General features: G+C 75.4%; 20 protein-coding genes, 2 pseudogenes and 1 riboswitch. Of the genes and pseudogenes, 11 read left to right on the top strand and 11 right to left on the bottom strand.

Translation table 11 applies throughout. The annotated features are described in order from the left end of the window. From B1205_RS31370 to B1205_RS13155, 4 genes and pseudogenes are all read right to left on the bottom strand, one after another. Positions 1 to 386, bottom strand: a pseudogene (locus B1205_RS31370) (hypothetical protein); the annotation flags it as partial. A 205-nt stretch (positions 387 to 591) separates the two neighbouring features. Then, the gene (locus B1205_RS13165) at positions 592 to 2,049 is read right to left on the bottom strand and encodes a prenyltransferase/squalene oxidase repeat-containing protein (protein ID WP_089155899.1); all 1,458 of its coding nucleotides are present in this window, start codon (positions 2,047 to 2,049) and stop codon (positions 592 to 594) included. Positions 2,050 to 2,130: 81 nt separating this feature from the next. Next, on the bottom strand, positions 2,131 to 2,616 hold the full coding sequence (locus B1205_RS13160) for a hypothetical protein (protein ID WP_089155898.1): 486 nt from the start codon (positions 2,614 to 2,616) through the stop codon (positions 2,131 to 2,133). Between the two features lie 23 nt (positions 2,617 to 2,639). Continuing rightward, on the bottom strand, positions 2,640 to 3,725 hold the full coding sequence (locus B1205_RS13155; RefSeq protein WP_089155897.1) for a prenyltransferase/squalene oxidase repeat-containing protein: 1,086 nt from the start codon (positions 3,723 to 3,725) through the stop codon (positions 2,640 to 2,642). 99 nt (positions 3,726 to 3,824) lie between these two features. Further along, positions 3,825 to 3,982, bottom strand: a riboswitch (cobalamin riboswitch). A gap of 104 nt (positions 3,983 to 4,086) precedes the next feature. Here B1205_RS13155 and B1205_RS13150 point away from each other — a divergent pair. The 7 genes and pseudogenes from B1205_RS13150 to B1205_RS29660 all read left to right on the top strand — a co-directional run bounded on the left by B1205_RS13150 (position 4,087) and on the right by B1205_RS29660 (position 11,206). Continuing rightward, a complete protein-coding gene (locus B1205_RS13150) occupies positions 4,087 to 4,899 on the top strand; it encodes an ABC transporter ATP-binding protein (protein WP_089155896.1) in 813 nt (270 codons plus the stop codon). A gap of 17 nt (positions 4,900 to 4,916) precedes the next feature. Further along, complete coding sequence (locus B1205_RS13145; RefSeq protein ID WP_089155895.1) at positions 4,917 to 5,897, top strand: ABC transporter substrate-binding protein; 981 nt, start codon at positions 4,917 to 4,919, stop codon at positions 5,895 to 5,897. Beyond that, positions 5,894 to 7,996, top strand: a complete 2,103-nt coding sequence (locus B1205_RS13140) for an iron ABC transporter permease (protein ID WP_254909905.1) — start codon at positions 5,894 to 5,896, stop codon at positions 7,994 to 7,996. The genes B1205_RS13145 and B1205_RS13140 overlap by 4 nt, the downstream gene beginning before the upstream one ends. Positions 7,997 to 8,016: 20 nt before the next feature. Next, positions 8,017 to 8,916 (top strand): siderophore-interacting protein, encoded by a 900-nt coding sequence (locus tag B1205_RS13135; RefSeq protein ID WP_089155923.1) that lies wholly within the window; start codon positions 8,017 to 8,019, stop codon positions 8,914 to 8,916. Between the two features lie 59 nt (positions 8,917 to 8,975). Further along, positions 8,976 to 9,848 carry an ABC transporter permease gene (locus B1205_RS13130; protein ID WP_089155894.1) on the top strand — a complete coding sequence of 291 codons (873 nt, stop codon included), beginning with the start codon at positions 8,976 to 8,978 and terminating at the stop codon, positions 9,846 to 9,848. Continuing rightward, positions 9,841 to 10,758: pseudogene (locus B1205_RS32905) on the top strand (asparagine synthase-related protein); the annotation flags it as partial. The gene B1205_RS13130 and the pseudogene B1205_RS32905, both read left to right, overlap by 8 nt. 166 nt (positions 10,759 to 10,924) lie before the next feature. After that, positions 10,925 to 11,206, top strand: coding sequence for a PqqD family protein (locus B1205_RS29660; RefSeq protein ID WP_176308572.1), 282 nt, complete (start codon positions 10,925 to 10,927; stop codon positions 11,204 to 11,206). Between the two features lie 7 nt (positions 11,207 to 11,213). Here the strand turns inward: B1205_RS29660 and B1205_RS13115 are convergent, their stop codons facing one another. From B1205_RS13115 to B1205_RS13100, 4 genes are all read right to left on the bottom strand, one after another. Further along, positions 11,214 to 11,621 (bottom strand): lasso peptide biosynthesis protein, encoded by a 408-nt coding sequence (locus B1205_RS13115; RefSeq protein WP_254909913.1) that lies wholly within the window; start codon positions 11,619 to 11,621, stop codon positions 11,214 to 11,216. Next, positions 11,614 to 12,531: a nucleotidyltransferase family protein gene (locus tag B1205_RS29060; RefSeq protein ID WP_140158029.1), complete on the bottom strand. Its 918-nt coding sequence runs from the start codon at positions 12,529 to 12,531 to the stop codon at positions 11,614 to 11,616. The genes B1205_RS13115 and B1205_RS29060 overlap by 8 nt, the downstream gene beginning before the upstream one ends. Further along, positions 12,528 to 13,352 carry a hypothetical protein gene (locus B1205_RS13105; protein WP_089155891.1) on the bottom strand — a complete coding sequence of 275 codons (825 nt, stop codon included), beginning with the start codon at positions 13,350 to 13,352 and terminating at the stop codon, positions 12,528 to 12,530. Before B1205_RS13105 ends, B1205_RS29060 begins: the two co-directional genes overlap by 4 nt. 86 nt (positions 13,353 to 13,438) lie before the next feature. Continuing rightward, positions 13,439 to 16,201, bottom strand: coding sequence for a putative Ig domain-containing protein (locus tag B1205_RS13100; protein ID WP_140158028.1), 2,763 nt, complete (start codon positions 16,199 to 16,201; stop codon positions 13,439 to 13,441). Positions 16,202 to 16,504: 303 nt separating this feature from the next. Here B1205_RS13100 and B1205_RS29655 point away from each other — a divergent pair, with 303 nt between their 5' ends. Together B1205_RS29655 and B1205_RS13095 are read left to right on the top strand one after the other, a co-directional pair. Further along, positions 16,505 to 16,648 (top strand): lasso RiPP family leader peptide-containing protein, encoded by a 144-nt coding sequence (locus B1205_RS29655; protein WP_176308571.1) that lies wholly within the window; start codon positions 16,505 to 16,507, stop codon positions 16,646 to 16,648. Positions 16,649 to 16,673: 25 nt separating this feature from the next. Beyond that, on the top strand, positions 16,674 to 17,288 hold the full coding sequence (locus B1205_RS13095; RefSeq protein WP_089155889.1) for an ABC transporter ATP-binding protein: 615 nt from the start codon (positions 16,674 to 16,676) through the stop codon (positions 17,286 to 17,288). Between the two features lie 44 nt (positions 17,289 to 17,332). Here the strand turns inward: B1205_RS13095 and B1205_RS13090 are convergent, their stop codons facing one another. Genes B1205_RS13090 through B1205_RS13080 form a run of 3 tightly spaced genes read right to left on the bottom strand, consistent with a single transcriptional unit; the run spans position 17,333 to position 18,600 of the window. Then, positions 17,333 to 17,542, bottom strand: a complete 210-nt coding sequence (locus B1205_RS13090) for a helix-turn-helix transcriptional regulator (protein ID WP_089155922.1) — start codon at positions 17,540 to 17,542, stop codon at positions 17,333 to 17,335. A 14-nt stretch (positions 17,543 to 17,556) separates the two neighbouring features. Beyond that, positions 17,557 to 17,751 carry a DUF397 domain-containing protein gene (locus tag B1205_RS13085; protein ID WP_089155888.1) on the bottom strand — a complete coding sequence of 65 codons (195 nt, stop codon included), beginning with the start codon at positions 17,749 to 17,751 and terminating at the stop codon, positions 17,557 to 17,559. Between the two features lie 12 nt (positions 17,752 to 17,763). Continuing rightward, positions 17,764 to 18,600, bottom strand: a complete 837-nt coding sequence (locus tag B1205_RS13080) for a helix-turn-helix domain-containing protein (RefSeq protein ID WP_254909904.1) — start codon at positions 18,598 to 18,600, stop codon at positions 17,764 to 17,766. Positions 18,601 to 18,812: 212 nt separating this feature from the next. On the opposite strand from B1205_RS13080, the gene B1205_RS29650 reads away from it, so the two are divergent. Together B1205_RS29650 and B1205_RS13070 are read left to right on the top strand one after the other, a co-directional pair. Further along, on the top strand, positions 18,813 to 18,983 hold the full coding sequence (locus B1205_RS29650) for a hypothetical protein (protein WP_176308570.1): 171 nt from the start codon (positions 18,813 to 18,815) through the stop codon (positions 18,981 to 18,983). A gap of 116 nt (positions 18,984 to 19,099) precedes the next feature. After that, positions 19,100 to 19,378 carry a hypothetical protein gene (locus B1205_RS13070; RefSeq protein ID WP_089155885.1) on the top strand — a complete coding sequence of 93 codons (279 nt, stop codon included), beginning with the start codon at positions 19,100 to 19,102 and terminating at the stop codon, positions 19,376 to 19,378. The last annotated feature ends 35 nt before the right edge of the window (positions 19,379 to 19,413 follow it).

Genomic DNA, 19,413 nt, shown 5'->3' with positions numbered 1-19,413 from the left:
GGCGCGGCCGGCGGCGGGGGCGCCGGCCGTTTCGGCGTGACGCCGGGCCGGGGGGCGTCGTTCGCGCCCCGGCCCTGGGAGAACGACCACCCCTCGAAGCTGCCCGCCGGCGGCTTGCGGTTGAGCACACCCCTGTCGCTGTACGTCCAGCCGCCGCCGTTCGCGGCGTGCCAGTACGACCAGTACGCGCTGGCCGGCGGCGTGTCGACGCATTTCTCCGCGGCGGCGGCCGGCCGGCCGGAGATCCGGCACACGAAGCCCTCGCCCCAGCGCAGCGTGCCGGTGACCTCGAAACCGGCGTTCTTCAGCGCGGCGAGGCCGGTGGCCTGGTCGCCCCGGGCGCAGCGCACCACCGTGCCGCCGCCCAACTCGTGGAAGTCGACCACGACGGTGACCCCGGANTGGCCGGCGCGCCCAGCACCCCGGCCCCGACCAGCGCCACGACCGTCGCGGCCCGCACGGCCCGCACGCCGCCGGTGACCGCCGCGACGGCCGCGCCGGTCCGCGCGTGGGTCGTGGCCGGCGTGCCGGCCGCGGCGGCCCGGACGGTCCGCACGCCGGCCGCGACGGCCGCCCGGGTGGTCGGCACGGTCATGCCGACCGCCGTCGACGGCCCAGCACCAGCAACAGCGTGCCGCCGCCGATCAGCAGCAGCGCGACCAGCACGTACCCGGTGATCGCCGCGCCGGTGGTCGGCAGCCCGCCCAGGGCCGGCGGGGCCGGTGGCGTGCCCGGGCCGGTGGTGGCGGCCGGTGCCACGGTCGGCGACCCGGTGGGGGAGGGGGATTCGCCGGTGGCGGTCGGGTCCGGTGAGCCGGTGGGCGGCGCGCTCGGGGTGGGGGAGGTCGTGGGGGAGGTCGTGGGGGAGGTGGTGGGCGAGGCGGTGGGCGACGCGGTGGCGGTGGTGGTCGGGGCCGGTGACGTGGGCGGCAGGTCGAGGCCGATCCGGTCCAGTGGCACCCCGGCGAGCCCGAGCAGGGCCTGTGCGGTGGCCCGACGCCACTGGTCCCGGCCCGTGTCGGTGATCCCCGAGTCGGTCGCGGCGGCCAGCCCGTCCGCGTCGTACGCGATGGCGCCCGCGTCGCCGGCCGCCTTGCCGCCGTTCGCGGCGGTGACCTGCAACGCGGTCAGCGCGCGGGTGGCCCGGTCCGCCTCGGCGTCCCGGCCGGCGGCGGCGAGGGCCTGCCCGGCCAGGCCGGTGCTGTTGGAGTTCGCGCCGGTGGTCGGGCCGGAGCCGCCGAACGACCCGTCGTCGCGCTGCCGGCCAACCAACCAGTCGGCACCCTTGCGGGCCGCGTCGGCGGCCCCGTCGACGCCGTGCGCGGCAGCGGCCAGCAACGCCTGCACCGCCATCGCGGTCGAGTCGACGTCGAGCGTGGCGTCGGGCTGCGCGTCGCAGGAGGGCGACGGCCCGTCGGCGGTGTCCGGGTAGAGCCGGAAACCGCCGGCCGCGCACTGCTGCCGGGTGAGGAAGTCCACGGCGTCCTGCGGCAGGTCGCCGCTGCGGGCCAGGCCCAGCACGGCGAAGGACTGGTCGAACGTGTTGCTGGCGTCCGGGCCGCTGTCGGCGGTGGTGCGGCTGGTGATCCGGCCCCGGTGGGTTCCGGCGTCCGGGCCGGCGAGCAGCGACAGCGTCTCGGCCCGCAGGTCGTACCCGCCGAAGGCGGTGGGGTCGGCGCCGGCGGCGGACGCGGCGTAGAGCAGTTTGGCGGTGGCCCCGCCGTCGGTGAAGCCCTCGATGCCCCAGTCGTCGTAGCTGTTGTAGGCGCGGACGTGCGCCGCGACCTGCGCGGTCGCGGCCTGGCGGACGGGCGCGGAGACGCCGGTCGCAGAGAGTGCGATCAGGCCGTCGACGGTCAGGCCCCAGTCCTGACCGCCGAACGGGCCGGGCAGCGACCCGTCGGTGAACTCGCCGGCCAGCCAGGACGCGGCGTCGCGCGCGGCATCGGCGGGTGCGGCGGCCACGGTGGCGGGCAGGGCGGAGACCGCGACCAGAGCGGTCGCCGTGACCGTGCCGAGGGTGGTGGCGAGACGCCGGGACAGGGCCATGCGGGTGCCTTTCGCAGGACGGTCGGAAAGCGAAGGCCCGCCCCCGGCGTCCGCGCGGACGCCGGGGGCGGTGCCGGGCGGTCAGGGTGCGGCGATGCTCGGCGCGGCGCCCGCGCCGAACGCCCAGCCCTCGACCGTGCCGGGGGCCGGGTTGTAGGCGCTCGCGCCGGAGGAGCTGTAGGTCCAGGCGCCGCCGCTGGTGGCGTGCCAGTACGACCAGTACGCGGTGGTCGGGGGCGTGTTGACGCACGGCTCGGTCGCGGACGTGGGCTTGCCGTTGATCCGGCAGACGAACGCCAGCCCCCACCGGCTGGTGCCGGTCACGGTGAACCCGGCCCCCTGGAGGGCGGTGATGCCGGAGGTCGGGTCGCCCAGGGCGCAGGCGACCTGCACGCCGCCGCCGAGCGCGCCGAAGTCGACCACGACGGTGACGCCCGTGGTGCCGGTGCAGGCGGCGGCGTGCGCGGCCCGTGGCGCGGGTTCGACGGCGGTCAGGGCGACGGCGGCGAGCACGGCGGCCAGCAGGCCGGCGAGACGGGTCCGGAGGGTGGAGCGGGGGGACGGCATATGTCTCTCCTCGACGGCGGGGTTCACGGGCAGGTGAGGGTCGGTGCGCCGGGGGCGGCGCCGGTGGCGGACAGGTCGGCGTACCCGGCGCCGGTGAGGCCGAGCACGGCCTGGGCGGTGGCGCGGGGGGCGGTCGCCGGGTCGAACGTGGCGCCGTCGTAGTCGACCGCGCCCCGCTGCTGCGGCGTGCCGGCGCAGCCGACCTGGAGTCCGACCAGGAACGTCCGGGCCCGCGCCCAGGCCAGCGGTCGGCCACCGGCGCGCAGCGCCTGGGCGGCCAGCCCGGTGCTGTTGGCGTTCGGGGTGCCGGCCACGTCGGCGAAGCCGCCGTCGGCGCGTTGCGCGGAGAGCAGCCAGCGCAGCCCGGCCGCCGCGTCGACGGGCCGGCCGGCGGCGCGTAGCGCCTGGGTGGCGAGCGCGGTGGCGTCCACGTCGGAGGTGCAGACCGGCTGCGCGGGCAGCAGCGGGTAGCCGCCGTCCGGGCACCGGGTCGCGGCCAGCCAGGCGGCGGCGGGCGGTGGGGCGCCGGCCCCGGTACGCGCCAGCGCGAGCAGCGCGAAGGACTGGCTGAACGCGTTGCTGTAGTCGCCGTACGCGGACCGGTCGCGGAACCGGCCGTCGGGGGACTGGAGCGAGCGCAGCCGGGCGATCAGGTCCACGCCGCCGACGTCGGTCGGGTCGCCGCCGCGTACAAGCACGGCGAGGGCGAGCTTGGCGGTCGCGCCCGCGTACGCCTCGGTCGTGCCGTCGCCGAGGTACCCGTCGCGCACGTCGGGGCGGGTGACCCAGGCGAGCGCCCGGGCCCCGGAGTCGTCGGCGACGCGGGCGGCGGCGAACGCGAACACGGCGTCGAGCGTCAGCCCTTGGTCGGGGTAGGCGACGCCGTCGAAGACGACCTCGAAGCGTTCGCCGTCGACGAGCTGCCGGGCGAGCCACCCGGCGGCGGCCGCCGGCCGGGTGACCGGGCTGGACGAGACCACGCCGGCCGCAACCACGCCGGGCGGGGCGGCGGTGGCCGGGGCGGCGAGGGTGAGCGGGGTGAGGGTGAGGGCGGCGAGAACGCCGGAGAAGAGGGCGAGCAGGCGGTGCCGGCTCAGGCGGACGACCATCGGAAGCGCCTTTCCGGCCCGGCGGTCGTCAGAAACCCGGCCGGCCCTCGACGGGGCCGGACGGCCTCCGACCCGTGGGCCACGACGGGTGGGGAGCGGGAAAACGTCGCGCGGACGGCGGGTATTCGGGCTCGCCGCCTGAGGTGTCTGCACCTCGGACGGCCTACCGTTGCGGGCCAGCGCCGGACTTCGACCGGACTTCCCCCGCACGCACACGCGTGGATGGAGTTGTGGCGACAGTCTGCTCACGCGCCACGGCGGCTGTCAATGCGCGACGTGTCTGCGCAGGTGGGGGCCGTGGGGCCGGCTTGACAGGCCAGCCGACGGTTAGGTTAGCCTAACCTTCGTGACGAGCGGAACGGTGCGGGCCGACGGCCTGCGGGGCAGCGAGCTGCGGTTGGGTTACCACGGCACCACGGTGGTGCACGACGCCGGCATCACGCTGCGACCGTCGGCGGTGACCGCGCTGGTCGGCCCGAACGGCAGCGGCAAGTCGACACTGCTACGCGGGCTGGCCCGGCTGCACCCGCTGGAGCACGGCGAGATCGTGCTCGCCGACGGCACCCCGGCCCGCGCGCTCACCGCCCGGGACTTCGCCCGCCGGGTCACGCTGCTGGCCCAGAGCCGTCCCACCCCCAGCGGCGTGACCGTGCGGGACGTGGTCGGCTACGGCCGGCACCCGTACCGGCAACGGTGGCGGGCCGGCGACCCGGACGGACCGGCGGCGATCGAGCGGGCCATGCGGGTCACCGGCGTCGAGCCGATGGCCGCCCGGCCGGTCGACGAGCTGTCCGGCGGCGAACTCCAGCGGGTCTGGCTGGCCACCTGCCTGGCCCAGGACACCGCCGTGCTGCTGCTGGACGAGCCGACCACGTTCCTCGACCTGCGCTACCAGGTGGAGATCCTCGACCTGGTGCGCGACCTCGCCGACACCGCCGGCGTCGCCGTCGGCGTGGTGCTGCACGACCTCAACCAGGCCGCCGCCGTCGCCGACCACGTCGTGCTGCTGCACCAGGGGCGGGTACGCGGCACCGGCACGCCCCGCGAGGTGCTCACCGAGGCGGCGCTCACCGAGGCGTACGGCATCCGCGTCGAGGTGACCGCCGACCCGGCCACCGGCCTGCTCTCCACCCGTCCCGTCGGCCGGCACACCGTCCGTCGACCCCAGTCCTGACGACAGAAGAGAAACCCATGTTGCGTACCCGTCTGTCCCTGCTGGTCGCCGCCGCGACCGCGCTGCTGGTCGCTGGCTGCGGCACCACCGAGGCGCCCGCCGCCACCCCGTCCGCCGCCGACACCGGCGGCCCGGTCACCGTCACCGACAGCCGAGGCAAGGCCGTCACCCTGAACAGCCCGGCCCGCAAGGTGGTCGGGCTGGAGTGGGGCGAGGTCGAGATGCTGGTCGGCCTCGGCGTGATGCCGGTCGGCGTGGCCGACCCCAAGGGGTACGCGACCTGGGTGACCGCCGCCCCGCTCGACCCGACCGTCAAGGACGTCGGCACCCGGGGCGAGCCGAGCGTCGACTCCATCGTGGCGCTCCAACCCGACCTGGTGGTGATGGAGGCCGAACGCGGCGCGGCCATCGTCACCCAACTGGAGAAGTACGTCCCGGTGCTGGTCACCAAGGGCAGCGACGCGGCCGACAACCTCGGCCGGATGCGCGCCGACCTCACCATGATCGCCACCGCCACCGGGCGCACCGCGCAGGCGGAGAAGCTGCTCGCCGACTTCGACGCCGCGCTCGCTGACGGCCGGAAGAAGATCGCCGATGCCGGCGCGGCCGGGCAGCGGTTCGCCTTCGCCGACGGCTGGAAGGAGGGCAGCACCGTCTCGATCCGGATGTTCGGCCAGGGCGCGCTCGTTTCCCAGGTCGGCATCCGACTCGGCCTGACCAACGCCTGGACCGGCGAGACCGACGCGATGTGGGGCCTGGGCCAGACCGACGTCGAGGGGCTGACCGTCCTCAAGGACCAGGAGCTGCACTTCTTCTACAACGCCTCGGACGGCCAGGACGTCTTCGCCGACGGCCTCGCCGGCAACGCGATCTGGCGTTCGCTGCCGTTCGTGCGGCAGAACACGCTGCACAAGATGCCGAACGGGATGTGGACCTTCGGCGGCCCGCTGTCGGCGAAGCAGTTCGTCGACCAGTTCGTCGCGGTGTACACGGCTTGAGCCAGACGATCGTCCGACCGGCGCCGGCCACCCGTGCGGCCCCGGCCGGGCCACCGCCCGCCCGCCGCCGGGTCGCCGGCGCGTTCCTCCTCGCCGCCGCGCTGCTGCTGGCGATCACCGCCGTGCACCTCACCCAGGGCACCTCCTCGGTGGGCGCGGCCGACCTGCTGCGGCTGCTCACCGGCGCCGACGACGAGACCGCCCGGGTGCTGGTCGCCTCCCGGCTGCCGCGCCTGCTCACCGGCCTGGCCGTCGGCGTGGCCCTCGGCTTCGCCGGCGCGGCGTTGCAGTCGACCACCCGTAACCCGCTCGCCTCGCCGGACACGCTCGCGGTCAACGCCGGGGCGCACCTGGCGATCGTCGCCACCGCCGCGTTCGGCATCGCGCTGCCGGCGCTGCCCGCCGGTGGGCTGGCGTTCTGCGGCGGGCTCGCCGCCGCCGGCCTGGTCATGCTGCTCTCGGCCGGCGGTCAGGCCGCGACGACCCGGCTGATCCTCGCCGGCTCGGCCACCGCGATGGCGCTGGCCTCGCTCACCATGCTGCTCCTGCTCCTCTTCGAACAGGCCACCATCGGGCTGTTCGCCTGGGGCAACGGCTCGCTCGTGCAGGGCGACCTGGTCGCGGTCACCCAGCTCGCCCCGGTGATCGGGTTCGCCGCGCTGCTGCTCGTGGCGCTCGGGCACCGGCTGGACCTGCTTGCCCTCGGCGACGACACCGCCACCGTCCTCGGGCTGGACGTGCGCCGCACCCGGCTCGGCGTGGTGCTGCTCGCGGTGCTGCTCTCCGCCGCCGCGGTCACCCTCGCCGGGCCGATCGGCTTCGTCGGGCTGGGCGCGCCGGTGATCGTCCGGCTGCTGCGCCGGTGGGTGCCCGAGGTGCACCGGCACCGGGTGCTGCTGCCGCTGTCCGGCATGGTCGGCGTGGTGCTGGTGCTCGGCTCCGACGTGCTGCTGCGGGCCGTGCTCGGCGGGCAGGCCGGCGTGGAGGTGCCCACCGGCGTGGTCACCACGGCATTCGGCGCGGTGCTGCTGGTGTGGCTGGCCCGCCGGCACCGCGACGCCGGTCCCACCCGGCAGGCGCCGGGCGGTCACGCCGCCGTACGCTCCCGCGCCGTGCACACCGCCGTCGTGGTGACGTGCGCGGTGGCCGCCGTCGCGGCGCTGGTGGCCGGCATGCTCGCCGGGGACACCGGGGTGCTGCTCGGCGACGTCGTCAACTGGGTGCAGGGGCGCACCGGTCCGGCGTACACCTTCGTGCTGGACGCGCGCTGGCCGCGCGTCGCGGCGGCGCTGCTGGCCGGCGCGGCGCTCGCCCTGGCCGGCACCACCGTGCAGGCGGTCTGCCGCAACCCCCTGGCGGAGCCGGGGATCCTCGGCATCACCGGCGGCGCGGGCATCGGCGCGGTGTCGCTGCTGACGTTCGCCCCGACGGCCGGCGTGCTCGCGCTCTCCGGCGCCGCCGGGCTCGGCGCGGTCGCCGCGTTCGCGCTGGTCTACGGCCTGGCCCGGCGGCACGGGCTGAACTCCGACCGGCTGGTGCTGATCGGCTTCGCGGTCTGGCAGGGCGGCGCCGCGATCATCACGTTCATCGTGGTCTCCGCCGACCCGTGGAACACCGGCAAGGCGCTGACCTGGCTCTCCGGTTCCACCTACGGGCGCACCGCGCCGCAGGTGCTGCCGGTGGCGGTGGCGCTGCTGATCGCCGTGCCGGTGGTGGCCGCCGTGCGCCGGGAACTGGACCTGCTCGCCCTCGACGACGACACGCCCCGGGTGCTCGGCGTCCGGCTGGAACGCGCCCGGCTGGTCGCGCTCGGCCTGGCCGCGCTGCTCACCGCCGCGGCCGTGTCGGCGGTCGGCGTGATCGGCTTCGTCGGCCTGGTCGCGCCGCACGCCGCGCGGGCGCTGGTCGGCGGCCGGCACACCCGCGTGCTGCCGGTCGCGGTGCTGCTCGGCGCGACGCTGGTCAGCCTCGCCGACACGCTCGGCCGCAGCGTCATCGCCCCCGCCCAGATCCCCGCCGGCCTGGTCACCGCCCTGATCGGCACCCCCTACTTCGTCTGGCTGCTGTGGCGCTCCCGCACCGCGGCCGCCGCCCGCTGACCCACGAGAGGACGTCACCCATGACCAGCACCCTGGCCGTCGCGCCCTGGCGCGTGTTCCACGTCGAGGTCCGCGCGCTGCGCCGGATCGGCCCGTCGTTCCTGCGGGTGACGTTCACCGGCCCGGACCTGGACCGGTTCGCCGACAACGGGTACGACCAGCGGATCAAGCTGGCGCTGCCGGTGACCGAGGGCGCGGCGGCGGAGCTGCCCGCCGGCCCCGACTGGTACCAGCGGTGGCGGGACCTGCCGGCGGAGCGGCGCAGCCCGATCCGCACCTACACCGTCCGGGCCGCCCGGCCGGCGGCGTCCGAGGTGGACGTGGACCTGGCGCTGCACGGCGACGGCGGCCCGGCCACCCGGTGGGCGCGGCGGGCCCGCCTCGGTGACCGGCTCGCGCTGGTCGGCCCGGACGCCGGCTACCCGGGCGTGCACGGGGGCGTCGAGTTCGCCCCGCCGGCCGGCGCGACGCTGCTGCTGGCCGGCGACGAGACCGCCGCGCCGGCGATCGGCGCGATCCTGGACCGGCTGCCCGCCGACGCGCGCGGTCACGCACTCGTGGAGGTGCCGCAGGCCGGCGACGAGCCGCCGGTGCGCGCCCCGGCCGGGGTCACGGTGACCTGGCTGCCCCGGGCCGGCGCCCCGCACGGCAGCCGGCTCACCCCGGCCGTGGTCGACCTCGCCGCCCGGCTGCTGCCGGCCCCGCCGGTCGCCGGCCCGCCGCCGGCCGACGTGAACGTCGACCGGGACGTCCTCTGGGAGGTGCCGGAGCGGCCCGAGGGCGCCGCGCTCTACGCCTGGTTGGCCGGCGAGGCGGCGGTGATCCGGGGCCTGCGCCGGCACCTGGTCGCCGAGCGGGGGCTCGACCGCCGGGCGGTGGCGTTCATGGGCTACTGGCGGGCCGGCCGCGCCGAGAACTGAACGCCGCCTTCCCCGTAACCCCGCGCCGGGTCGGCCGGTTGCGCCGGGGGGAGGTGCACATGAGCAGCGTCGAGGCGGTGGCCGTATCCCGCGCCCCGGACGGCTGTCGGGCCGGCGGTGGACCGTCGCGGTGGCGGGCCAGCGGGCGCGCGGTGGCGGCCCTGCTGCGCCGGGACCTGACCGAGCGTCGCGGGCTGCGCCTGCCGTTCCTGCTCGACCTGGTCTTCGGGCTGCTCAACCTGGTGGTCTTCCTGTTCGTCTCCCGGGTGCTCACGCCGCACCCCGGTGCCGGCTTCACCGGCCCGGGCGGCTACTTCGACTTCGTCGCGGTGGGCATCGTCTTCCTGCTGGTGCTCCAGGCCGCGACCGTGCAGGTGGTCACGCGGGTGGCCGCCGAGCAGCGGGGCGGCACGTTGGAGCTGTGGGCGGCGCAGCCGGTGCCGGGCTGGTCGGTCGCGCTGGGGCTGGTCGCGTACCCATTCGCGTTCGCGGTGCTGCGCGCCGCGCTCTACCTGGCCCTGCTCGCCGGGTTCTTCGGCCTGCACGTCGGCGACGCGCACTGGCCGGGGGTGACGCTCGTGCTGGCGCTCGCGGCGCTGGGCGCGTTGCCGTTCGGCCTGGCGCTGATGGGCCTCACGGTGGCCGTCGGTCACGGCGAACCGGCGTCCCGGCTGCTGGTGGTGGCGCTGTCGTTCCTCTCCGGCACCTACTTCCCGACCTCGGCGCTGCCCGGCGTCCTGCACCCGGTGTGCGCGGTGCTGCCCACCCGGGTCGCGCTGGAGGGGCTGCGGGCCGCGCTCACCGGGGGCGGCTGGGGCCGGGCCGCGTGGACGCTCGCCGGCGCCGCCGCCGTCCTGCTGCCGCTGTCCGCCTGGATCGTCGACCGCGCGCTGTGGACCGCCCGACGCAGGGGGGTGCTCACCCGTGACTGACCCGGTGGCCCGCCCGACCGCCCGCGACGTGGCGTACGGGATCGTGCTGGGCCTGGACCCCGACGTTGCGGCGCCGGCCCCCCAAAACGGCCCGGTGCCGCCGCCGCTGGTCGCCCTGGAACGGGCGGTGCTGCCGGCGCTGCGCCGCCCGCCCTGCCTGGTCAGCTTCTCCGGCGGGGTGGACTCCTCGCTGGTGCTGGCCATCGCCGCCCGGGTGGCCCGGCGCGAGGGCCTGCCGGACCCGGTGCCGGTCACCTGGCGGTTCACTGACGCGCCCCGGGCGCAGGAGTCCCCGTGGCAGGACGGGGTGATCGCCGAGCTGGGCCTGGCCCGGCGGTGGCAGATTCTCTCCGCCGGGGACGACCTGGACCTGGTGGGCCCGGTCGCCCGTCGGCTGCTGACCCGGTACGGCCAGGTGCACCCGCCGAACCGGCACCTGCACCTGCCGATCGTGGAGCTGGCCCGGGGCGGCGCGTTGCTCACCGGCGTCGGCGGCGACCAGGTCCTGGCCGGCTGGCGGCGGCGGCCCGGTTCGCTCCGCGCCCGGTTCGGCCGGCTGCGGACCCGCCTGCGGCACCGCGAGCCGGACCCGTTCCGGTGGCTGCGCCCGGACGCGGCCCGGCTGGCGCGGCGGGCGTTGCGGGTCGAGCGGCGGGCCGAGCCGCTGCGGTTGGCCGACCGGGTCGACTGGCACCGGCGTCGACGCGACCTGACCATGACCCGGGCCAGCCTGGGCCTGATCGCCGCCGACCACGACGTGCTGGCCGTGACGCCGCTGCTGGACGACGGGTTCGCCGCCGCGCTGGCCGCGCACCACGGCGGGCTGCGGTCGCCGTCGCGGCGGGAACTGCTCGCGGCGGTGGCCGATGCCGACCTGCCATCGACGATCATCGGACGCCGCGGCAAGGCCACCTTCGACGAGGTGTTCCTGCGGGCGCAGACCCGGGNGCCCCGGCGGCGCTGCGCCGGGAGTGGTCGAGGTGGCCGTTCGACTCGCGGACCGCGGCGTTGGTGCAGCAGGTGTGGCTGGCCGGCCTGCCGGCCACGCGAGGACGACCCGATCTGGAGGCGCCGAGGTGAACAGCGACACGTCCATCGTGTACCGGGTCCGCCAGGACCGGGTGGCCTGGCGGACCAGCGGCGACGAGACCGTGCTGCTGGACACCGGCCGGTCCGTCTACTTCGCGCTGGACCGCGCCGCCACCACGCTCTGGCCGCACCTGGTGGCCGGCGCCACCGCCGCCGACCTGGCCGACGTGCTGGCCGGGCAGGCCGAGGTGGAGCGGGACCGGGCGGTGGCCGACGTCCGGTCGTTCCTGGCCGACCTGGAGGCCGCCGGCCTGCTCGAACACCTCTGAGGCGGGGTCAGCGCAGCCAGGCCGGCGGCACGGGACGGCGCAGGATCTCCGCCAGGCCGTGCCGGTGCGGGTCCGGGTCGCCGTCGAGCCAGGCGTGGGCGTGGAAGTCCGCGCCGGGCGCGCTGACGCCGATCACCACGGTGCGGGTAACCCGCCGCCGGGCGAACCACCGCTGGCGCACCAGCGCGCTCTCCAGGCAGTTGCCGCCGCCACCGCGTAGCGCCTGCCGGACCAGCGTGTCGGTGCCGCCGGGCGGGGGCGCGGGCAGGCGTATCGCGTCCAGGCCGCCCCGGGCGAGCTGGCGGCGTACCCGCCGGCAGGCCAGCAGCGTCCACGCCACCAGCGCCAGGCCCAGCGGCCCGTGCCGGCGGGTCACCCGGGCCAGGGCGCGCAGCGCGCGTACCGGGTCAACCATCACGCCGCCGCGCGGTCCGCAGTTCCCGCACCGCCGGGCGCAGCCACCGGACGTGGCGGCCGGCCCGCCGGGCATACGCGCGCAGCAGCCGTCCCCGGCCGCCGCGCGCGTCCGGGTCCAGCGTCCGCATGTACGCCGGTGACGGCAGCGCCAGCCGGGCGAGCAGCCGCAGGCGGTGGTGCCAGGGGCCGGAGAGTTCCGCCGTGCGGGCCAGCCCGACCGCGGTGGGGGTGGCCAGGCGGGCGGTGAGCCACGCCGACGTCGGGTCGGGAGCCGACAGGCCGAGCCGGTCGGCGACCGCCGCGCCGGCCGGGAGCACCCGCAGCCCGACGGTGAACGCGCGCACCGCGTCGCAGTCGACGGCGAGCCGGCCGGCCGCCGCCCAGTCGGACGGGGTCAGCACCGCCAGCGCGCGGGCCAGGTCCCGGGCGGGTTTGTCGATGCCACCGGGGCGGGCGGCGTGCAGCGCGGCCAGCAGCGCCGTCCCGGCGTCGTCGGGCACGAGGACGCGCCCGCCGGCCAGGTCGAGCGGTCGCGCGGTGCGGCGCATCGACCGCCACAGCGCCGCGTGGTCGCCGACCCCGGCGAAGCCCCGGTGCAGGTCCACGGTCAGCGGCACCGGGCCGGGCGCGGACCACGGCTGTTCGTGCCAGCCGGCCGTGACGTCGTACAGGTCGGGGGGCCGTGTCGGGCGGTAGCCGGCGGCGTGCAGGACGTCCTGGACGGCGGTGACGGTGGCCGGCGCGACGAGCAGGTCCACGTCGCCGTAGAACCGGTCGACGCCGAGCCGGTGGGCCAGGCCGGCGCCCTTGAGCAGGAGGCTGTCGACGCCGTGGCGGCGCAGCAGGTCGCTGGTGGACACCGCGAGGGCGTCCAGGGCGAGGCAGCGCAGCGCGAGGCCGGCGGTCACGGCCGCGCCCCGACCGGGGTGAGCGCGGCGTCGAGGAGCCGGTGGGTGGCGTCGAGCGCCGCCCAGTCCCGGGGCCGGGTGAGGTCGTGACCGGGCCGGCCGGCGAGGGCGAGCAGCGCGGCCGGGTCGGAGGGCAGTTCGGGCAGGGAGCGTCGGCCGGCGAGGCGGGCCAGCAGCTCGGCCGGGGCGACCGGGGTCAGCGCCGGCCCGTCGCCCCAGCGCAGGAAGAGCCAGCCGCCCAGCGGCAGCCGGGGCGCGACGGTGGGCAGGGCGACCCGCAGCCGGCTGGCGTCGCGCACCTCCCGGGTGGGCAGCGTCAGGCCGGGCACCGGTTCGCGCAGGTCGACGCAGCGCGGGCCGGCGAGCACGTCGCCGTCGTGGCAGACCACGATGTCGTCGGTGAGCACCGGCACGCCCCGGGCGGCGAGCGCGGCGAGCAGCGTGCTCTTGCCGGCGGTACGCCCGCCGAGCACCACCCAGGCGCGTCCGCCGTGCACGAACGCCCCGGCGTGGAACGTCTCCCGCCCGGCCCAGCGGTTGACCACCACGGCCACCGGGGCGAGGTACGGGTGGGCGAGCACGTCCGGGGTGAGCGGCGGCCCGTAGAACGTGGCGTGGCCGCCGACCCGGTCCAGGTCGAGGGTGCGGCCGTCGGTGAGCCGCCGGACCATGCGCTCGGTGGTCAGGGGCGCCGGCGGTGGCGGCGGGGCGTGGCGTTGGCGGACTGTGACCGGCCGGCTGCCGGCGGGCGGATGTGCCGAGGTGGCCAGTTCGGCGACCTCGTCGAGGCCCCGGATGTGCAGCCCGTAGGCGGTCTTCATCGGTCGGTGTCTCCTGCTCGCGACGCGCGGACGACGCCGGGTGGGAGCGGACTCCCACCCGGCGTCGGGTCAGGACCCTCGGCGGATCAGCGGATGCTGCCCCGCACGTTGGTCAGCCTGTGACTCTTCGCTGCGACCTCGGCGGCCTTCTTGGCCGCCTTCTCCTTGGCCGGCGTGACCGCCGCGGTCTCGGCGAGGCCGGGCGGAACGACCGGGCCGCCGCCGATGGTCTCGACGTCCCAACCGGCCCAGAACGTGCCGCCCTTGTCCACCTCGAAGACGAGGGAGACGTAGATGGTCTGGCCGGGGGCCAGGCCGCCCAGTGGCAGCGGCGCGGTGAGCGTGGTGGAGAGCCCACCGCCGGGCGGGTCGGTCGACGGCGCGTCCATGGACAGGTTCTGCACCGTGACCGTGGTCCCGCCGTTGATGGTGATGGTGCTGGTCGTGGTGCCCGGGTTGACCAGCCGCAGCTCCGCCGGGTTCGGCGGGGTCGGCGTGCCCGGGATGGGCGCGCCGTTGACCTGGCTGAGCGTGGAGATGCGCAGCCGGACCAGCGTGGCCGGGGTGACGCCCCGGTTGGTGATCGCTCGCCGGATGATCAGCCGCTTGGGCTGGGTGGGCGTCTCGGGCAGCACCTCCTGGTTCGGGACCGCGTTGGACGCCTTGGTCGGGTCGGCCAGCGTGGTCTGGATGATGTCGCTCTGCTCGAACGGCCCGAACTGGCGCAGCGGCGACGGCGAGCCGAGTGTCGACGGGACTCCGTTGACCGGGCCGAGGGACGTGGCCACCAACCGGAAGTCGGTCGCGTTGTCCCGGGTGTCCTGCGGAAGACCGCGGACGCGCAGCCGCACCCAGGCGTTCTGGACCGTGGGTGGGCTGGTGAACGCCGGCAGCGGGGTGCCGGTGGACCAGGTCGGCAGGCTGCCGGCCTGGTCGGTGATGGTGCCGGCGCTGTCGGGCACCCGCAGCCGCAGGCCGGTGGCGCCGGTGTTCGGCACCGGCCCGAGCGTGGGCACCAGCAGGTCGGCCGGGATGGTCGGGAAGGAGACGTTGTAGCGTGCGGTGCCGATCAGGTAGCCGACCCGGGGGCCGATGGTGGTCGCGGTGGTCGGGATCGTGACGACCACGCCGCCGGGCGCCTCCACCTTGATGCCGGGCAACTGCATCGGGATCGAGGTGTTGTTGTAGAGCACCACGTACTGGTCGAACTGCGACGGCGTGTTGGCCACGCCGGACTGCCGGAACTGGTCGATGAGCAACTGCCCGGCCACGCCGTTGACCTGCACGTCGACGGTGTTGGAGAGGGCTTCGGCGTTGGTGTTGGTGGAGTCGTACTGCACGAAGATCTGGTTCAGCCCGAACGCGGGCAGCTTCAGCGTGAAGGTGGCCCGGCTGAACGCGACCGGCTGGACGCCGAGGTTGACGGTGACGCCGTTGGGCTGCCGGTCGAAGATGGTCACCGTCCCCTCGACCTCGCCCGGCCCCAGGCTGGCGTTCAGCGTGACCGGGCTGTCGAAGTTGACCGCGCCGCTGCCGTTGGTCAACGTGATGATCGTCTGGGGTTGCACCACGATGCGGATCTGTTCGAGGTCGCTGAGCCCGGCCGCGTCGGTCACCCGCACGTCGACGCCGAACGTGCCGACCGTGGTTGGCCGGCCGCTGATCTCACCGGTGGTCGAGCTGAGGCTCAGCCCGGGCGGCATGGTGCCGCCGGTGACCGCCCAGACGTACGGGGCGACGCCGCCGACCACCGTCGGCCGGACCGAGTACGGCGCGTTGACCTCGGCCAGCGGGACGGTGGGCACGACGATTCGGGGCGCCGGGGTGACCGAGATGGTGATCAGCCGGCTGCCGATCTCGCCGGTGCTGCCGACCACCCGGATCACGAAGGCGAAGTTGCCGGCCGTGGTGGGGATGCCGGCGACGGTGCCGGTGTTCGGGTTGATCGTCAGCCCCGGCGGCAGCGCGCCGTAGGTGATGGAGAACGTCCACGGCGAGTGGCCCCGGGAGACGCCGGTGTTCTGGCTGTAGGCCACGCCGACCTCGGCGTCCCGGCCGTTCCAGAACACGAACGGCGACTCGTTCGGGATGACCGGGTGCGACTTGGCGGACTCCGGCCCGAGCCCCTGGCTGGTCAACGCCGCGATGGTGAAGGTGTAGGTGAGACCGGCGGTGAGGCCGCCGATGGTGGCGGTCAGCGGCGTGGCCGGCACCGTCTGCGACGGCTGCTTCACCGTGCCGAGGTACGGGAACACCACGTAGTTGGTGATCGGGGAGCCGCCGTCGGACGCCGGCGGGGTCCAACTGATCACCGCGGTGGTGACGTCGGCGGTGGCCGCGATGATGGTCGGCGCGCTGGGCAGGGCGAGCGCCCTCGGCGGGGCGGAGCGCCTGCTCGCCGGCCCGAGCCCGGCGGCGTTGCGGGCCGCCACGGTGAACGTCCAGGTGCCCTTCGCCGACGGCAGCTTCACCGCAGCCCAGGTCTTCGACGCGTCGACCGAGGACGCGGCGGCCTTCTTTCCGTCGCGGTAGGGCGTGACCACGTAGCCGGTGATCGGGCTGCCGTTGGCCTTCGGGGCGGTCCAGGTGACCACCGCCCTGGTGCCCTTGCGGGCCGCCGTCGGCGTGGCGGGCCGCGACGGCGGGCGGAGCGTGGCCGGCGCGGCGTGCTGGCCGTCCGGGGCGAGCGGCGCCATCCGGTGGGCCGGCGCCTGCGGCGCTGCGGCGCGGGTGGTCGTCAGGGCGGGGGCGCGGGCCGAGGCGGTGCTCGGCACCACCAGCGCCGAGGCGACCAGCAGTCCGGCGAACGCCGATCCCACCAGTGCGCGGAGACGGGAGGAGGAAGACATCGAACCTACCTTTCGGGGTGGTCAGGCACGGTGTGCGAGACGAGATGGCGGCGGGCGTGGGCCCGCCGCGGGGCCCGACGAGCGACCGGGCACCCCGAGGGGACGAATCCGAAAAGGACTCGTATCCATGGAAATGGAGCTATCTGTGGTATATCACGTTTTCCCAGGTCAAGGGCGTGTCGGTGACAGTGGATGGTCGTGAACACGTCGGCTCTGACCGTTCGCGACCCAACGTGCAACCGGGCCGTTACTATCCGTTTGTCCGTTTTAACGCCCGAAGGAGCTTTGATGAATACTTCTCCCGTGACGGCGCCTTCCGACGAGGCGCCGGAGGACTACCAGCCGCCGCGGCTGCGCCGGCTCGGCACGCTGGCCGAGCTGACCCGGGGCGGTTTCGTCGGCGTCACCGACGCCGACGGCCAGTCCGGCGTCCTCGGTTCGGTCTGACCACGCGGTCCGTCCGGACCCCGACGTGTTGCGACTGGACGGTGCCGGGCGCGCCTTCGGCCGGCGCCCGATCTTCTCGGGCCTCGACTTGGAGGTCGCGCCCGGCACCCGCTTGCTGCTCAGCGGCGGCAACGGCGCCGGCAAGACCACGCTGCTGCGCTGCCTTGCCGGCGTCCTGGCGCTCAGCCGCGGCCGGGCCACCGTGGCCGGTCACCCGGCCGGCTCCCACGCCGCCCGCCGCCTGGTCGGCGTGGCGTTCGCCCCGGAGCAGACGCTCTGCAGCGGCCTCTCCGGGCACGACAACCTGATGCTGGTGGCCCGGATGCGCCTACCCGAGCGGCGGGCCGTCGCCGAGGTCGCCCGGATCGAGGAGGAGTTCGGGCTCACCGGCTACGCCCGGGTGCCGGCGAGCCGGTGCTCGGCCGGGATGCGGGCCCGGATCAGCGTCGCCCGCGCCCTGCTCGGCGAGCCGCCGGTGGTGCTGCTCGACGAGCCCGGCCGGTCCCTGGACGCCGACGCGCGGGCGCTGTTCTGGGCCGCCCTGGACCGCCGCCCCGCGCTGACCTGCGTGTTCGCCTCCCACCTGACCGAGGACCGGGCCCGCTGCGACCGGGCGCTGGAGTTGCCGGTACGCCGCTGAGCCGACCCGCGTGATCCACGAGTGGTTCGGCGCCTCAGTCGCGGTCAGCCCTGCTCGTCGCCGTCGGTGGGGCGGGGCGGGCGGTGGTGTCGCGCCCATTCGTCCACCTCGTCCGCGTCCCAGACGTTCATGCCGATCAGCCGGGCGAGTGGCTCGGGGAACCCGGGGCGGCGGGTGATCTGAAGGACCCGCTGACGCGATACGCCGAACAGGGCGGCCAACTCGCCGGGCCCGTACAGGCGTGGTCGTCTCACCACCCGGCCGCGGGTCAGGCCTGGAACGTGCCGGATTTGACCGCCTGGACGAAGCTGGCCCAACGGTAGGCGGTGAAGAGCAGCGTCGGACCCTGTTGATCCTTGTTGTCGCGAACCATTACGGACTCAGGCGGGGTGGCGATCTCGACGCAGTTGCCGCTGGAGCCGGACCGGGTGCTCTTACGCCAGGTGAAGCGAGAGGGGTCCATGCCGGCGTCCTCCTAGGCGATCAGGTCTGCTGCGATCGAACGCAGCGTATCTCGCGTCTGCTTGGGCGCCAGCGCAAGGGCTTGGAGTTGTTCATGAGCCGCCGCATAGGCGGCCACCTCGCCCGGCCGGTCCAGATACAGCGCGCCGGTGAGTGTGTCGACGTACACCATGCGCTCCTCGGCCGCGTCCGGATACGGGTCGGGCATGGGCGGGAAGTCGAGGATCGCAAAGCTGCCGTCGAAGCCGACGCCGGCCGAGTAGGGCAACAACTGGATGTGAACGTTGCTGCGGGTCGACTCCTCCACGAGCCGCAGGAGCTGGTGGTGTAGCACCTGCGGACCACCGACCACGCGACGCGCCGCGCCCTCGTCGATGACCGCCCGCAGGATCGACGGTTCGTTACCGGTGAGGATGCCTTGGCGCTCCAGTCGCAGGGCGACCTGGCGCTCCACCTCGCCGTCGCGCATCGGCACTGGAGCGCCTTCGAAGGCCGCCCGTGCGTACTCCTCCGTCTGCAACAGACCGGGCACCATCTGGCACTCGTAGGTGCGGATGATGGATGCCTCAGACTCCATCCCCACATAGGCCGCGAACCAGTCGGGCAGGACATCGCTGTACCGCTGCCACCAACCGCGCTGCTTGGCCTGCCGGGCTACCGCGATCACCGCTTCGGCTTGATCGCCCTCGACGCCGTAGAGCGCTAGCAGGGCGCGCACGTCGTTCGGGTGCGGGCGAACTTCCGCCGTCTCGATACGGCTGAGCCAGCTCGCGTCGTGGTCGACCCGACGCGCGGCTTCGGCAGAGGTGATGCCGGCTCTGTCGCGGAGTTGCCGCAAGGTGAGCGCCAAGCGTCGCCGCCTGACGGTGGGGCTCTGACGTGGAGGCACGTCGACATCCTGTCATGCGAAGAACGCAATTTCCGCTCGCACATAACTTCTTCGCAATCCCCGAATCCGCATATTGCGGATTGCTCTGATGCGTGGGACGGTGTTGGCTGGGTGTGGTGGTCGGTTGACCGTGAGTGGCCCGGCCGCCATGCCTCTCACCCGAGGAGGGGCGCATGACCAGGCACATCAGCTATACGGAGTACGTGCTGGCCCTGGCGGAGGAGTTGGCGCGCAAGCACCGTCCGGCGTGGTCGGTGCGCCGAGCCAGACGGGTCTGCGCATGCGGATCACCGCTGCCCTGCCGGGTCAGGCAGCGTGTCCTGGTCAACAGGGGGCGCTGGTGACCGGCCATCTCCCGGCCGAGCCGCCGCGTATGCATGCCGCGTGCCAGCTCCGATGGCGGCCGGTGCCGCTCAGCCATGACCACGAAGGAAGCTATGAGACCCCCAGGAGGCCCGACGTGCAGCGTCATGCCCCGCTCAAGCCCCTCTGGATCTGCACCGCATGCGCCCACCTGTGGCCGTGCACCGAGGCCCGGGCCGAGTTGGCCGCCGACTACGCCGGTGAGATGGTGTGGCTCGCCGTCGACATGGCCGAATTGCTGCATGAGGCCAGTGCCGACCTGACGCGACTGTGTCCGAACCCGCCGGACTCGGTGGCGCTGTACGGCCGGTTCCTGGGCTGGGTCCGCCGTCTGATTGTCGACCGCACGCGTGCCACATTCCGCCCGCTGGACTAGGGCCTGCCCGGCGTGGCGGTTGCGAAGCGGGCGAT

Origin of the sequence: Micromonospora sp. NBS 11-29 (genome assembly GCF_002140155.1) — a bacterium.
Taxonomy (GTDB): domain Bacteria; phylum Actinomycetota; class Actinomycetes; order Mycobacteriales; family Micromonosporaceae; genus Micromonospora.
Note: the sequence above shows the minus strand (reverse complement) of the source record. Positions and strands in the feature narration are given on the sequence as shown.

Bases quoted from the DNA above. Each gene is read 5' to 3' on its own strand.
- B1205_RS13165 (WP_089155899.1), bottom strand. From the start codon at position 2,049: ATGGCCCTGTCCCGGCGTCTCGCCACCACCCTCGGCACGGTCACGGCG.
- B1205_RS13160 (WP_089155898.1), bottom strand. From the start codon at position 2,616: ATGCCGTCCCCCCGCTCCACCCTCCGGACCCGTCTCGCCGGCCTGCTG.
- B1205_RS13155 (WP_089155897.1), bottom strand. From the start codon at position 3,725: ATGGTCGTCCGCCTGAGCCGGCACCGCCTGCTCGCCCTCTTCTCCGGC.
- B1205_RS13145 (WP_089155895.1), top strand. From the start codon at position 4,917: ATGTTGCGTACCCGTCTGTCCCTGCTGGTCGCCGCCGCGACCGCGCTG.
- B1205_RS13135 (WP_089155923.1), top strand. From the start codon at position 8,017: ATGACCAGCACCCTGGCCGTCGCGCCCTGGCGCGTGTTCCACGTCGAG.
- B1205_RS13130 (WP_089155894.1), top strand. From the start codon at position 8,976: ATGAGCAGCGTCGAGGCGGTGGCCGTATCCCGCGCCCCGGACGGCTGT.
- B1205_RS13115 (WP_254909913.1), bottom strand. From the start codon at position 11,621: ATGGTTGACCCGGTACGCGCGCTGCGCGCCCTGGCCCGGGTGACCCGC.
- B1205_RS13105 (WP_089155891.1), bottom strand. From the start codon at position 13,352: ATGAAGACCGCCTACGGGCTGCACATCCGGGGCCTCGACGAGGTCGCC.
- B1205_RS13100 (WP_140158028.1), bottom strand. From the start codon at position 16,201: ATGTCTTCCTCCTCCCGTCTCCGCGCACTGGTGGGATCGGCGTTCGCC.
- B1205_RS13085 (WP_089155888.1), bottom strand. From the start codon at position 17,751: ATGGACCCCTCTCGCTTCACCTGGCGTAAGAGCACCCGGTCCGGCTCC.
- B1205_RS29650 (WP_176308570.1), top strand. From the start codon at position 18,813: ATGACCAGGCACATCAGCTATACGGAGTACGTGCTGGCCCTGGCGGAG.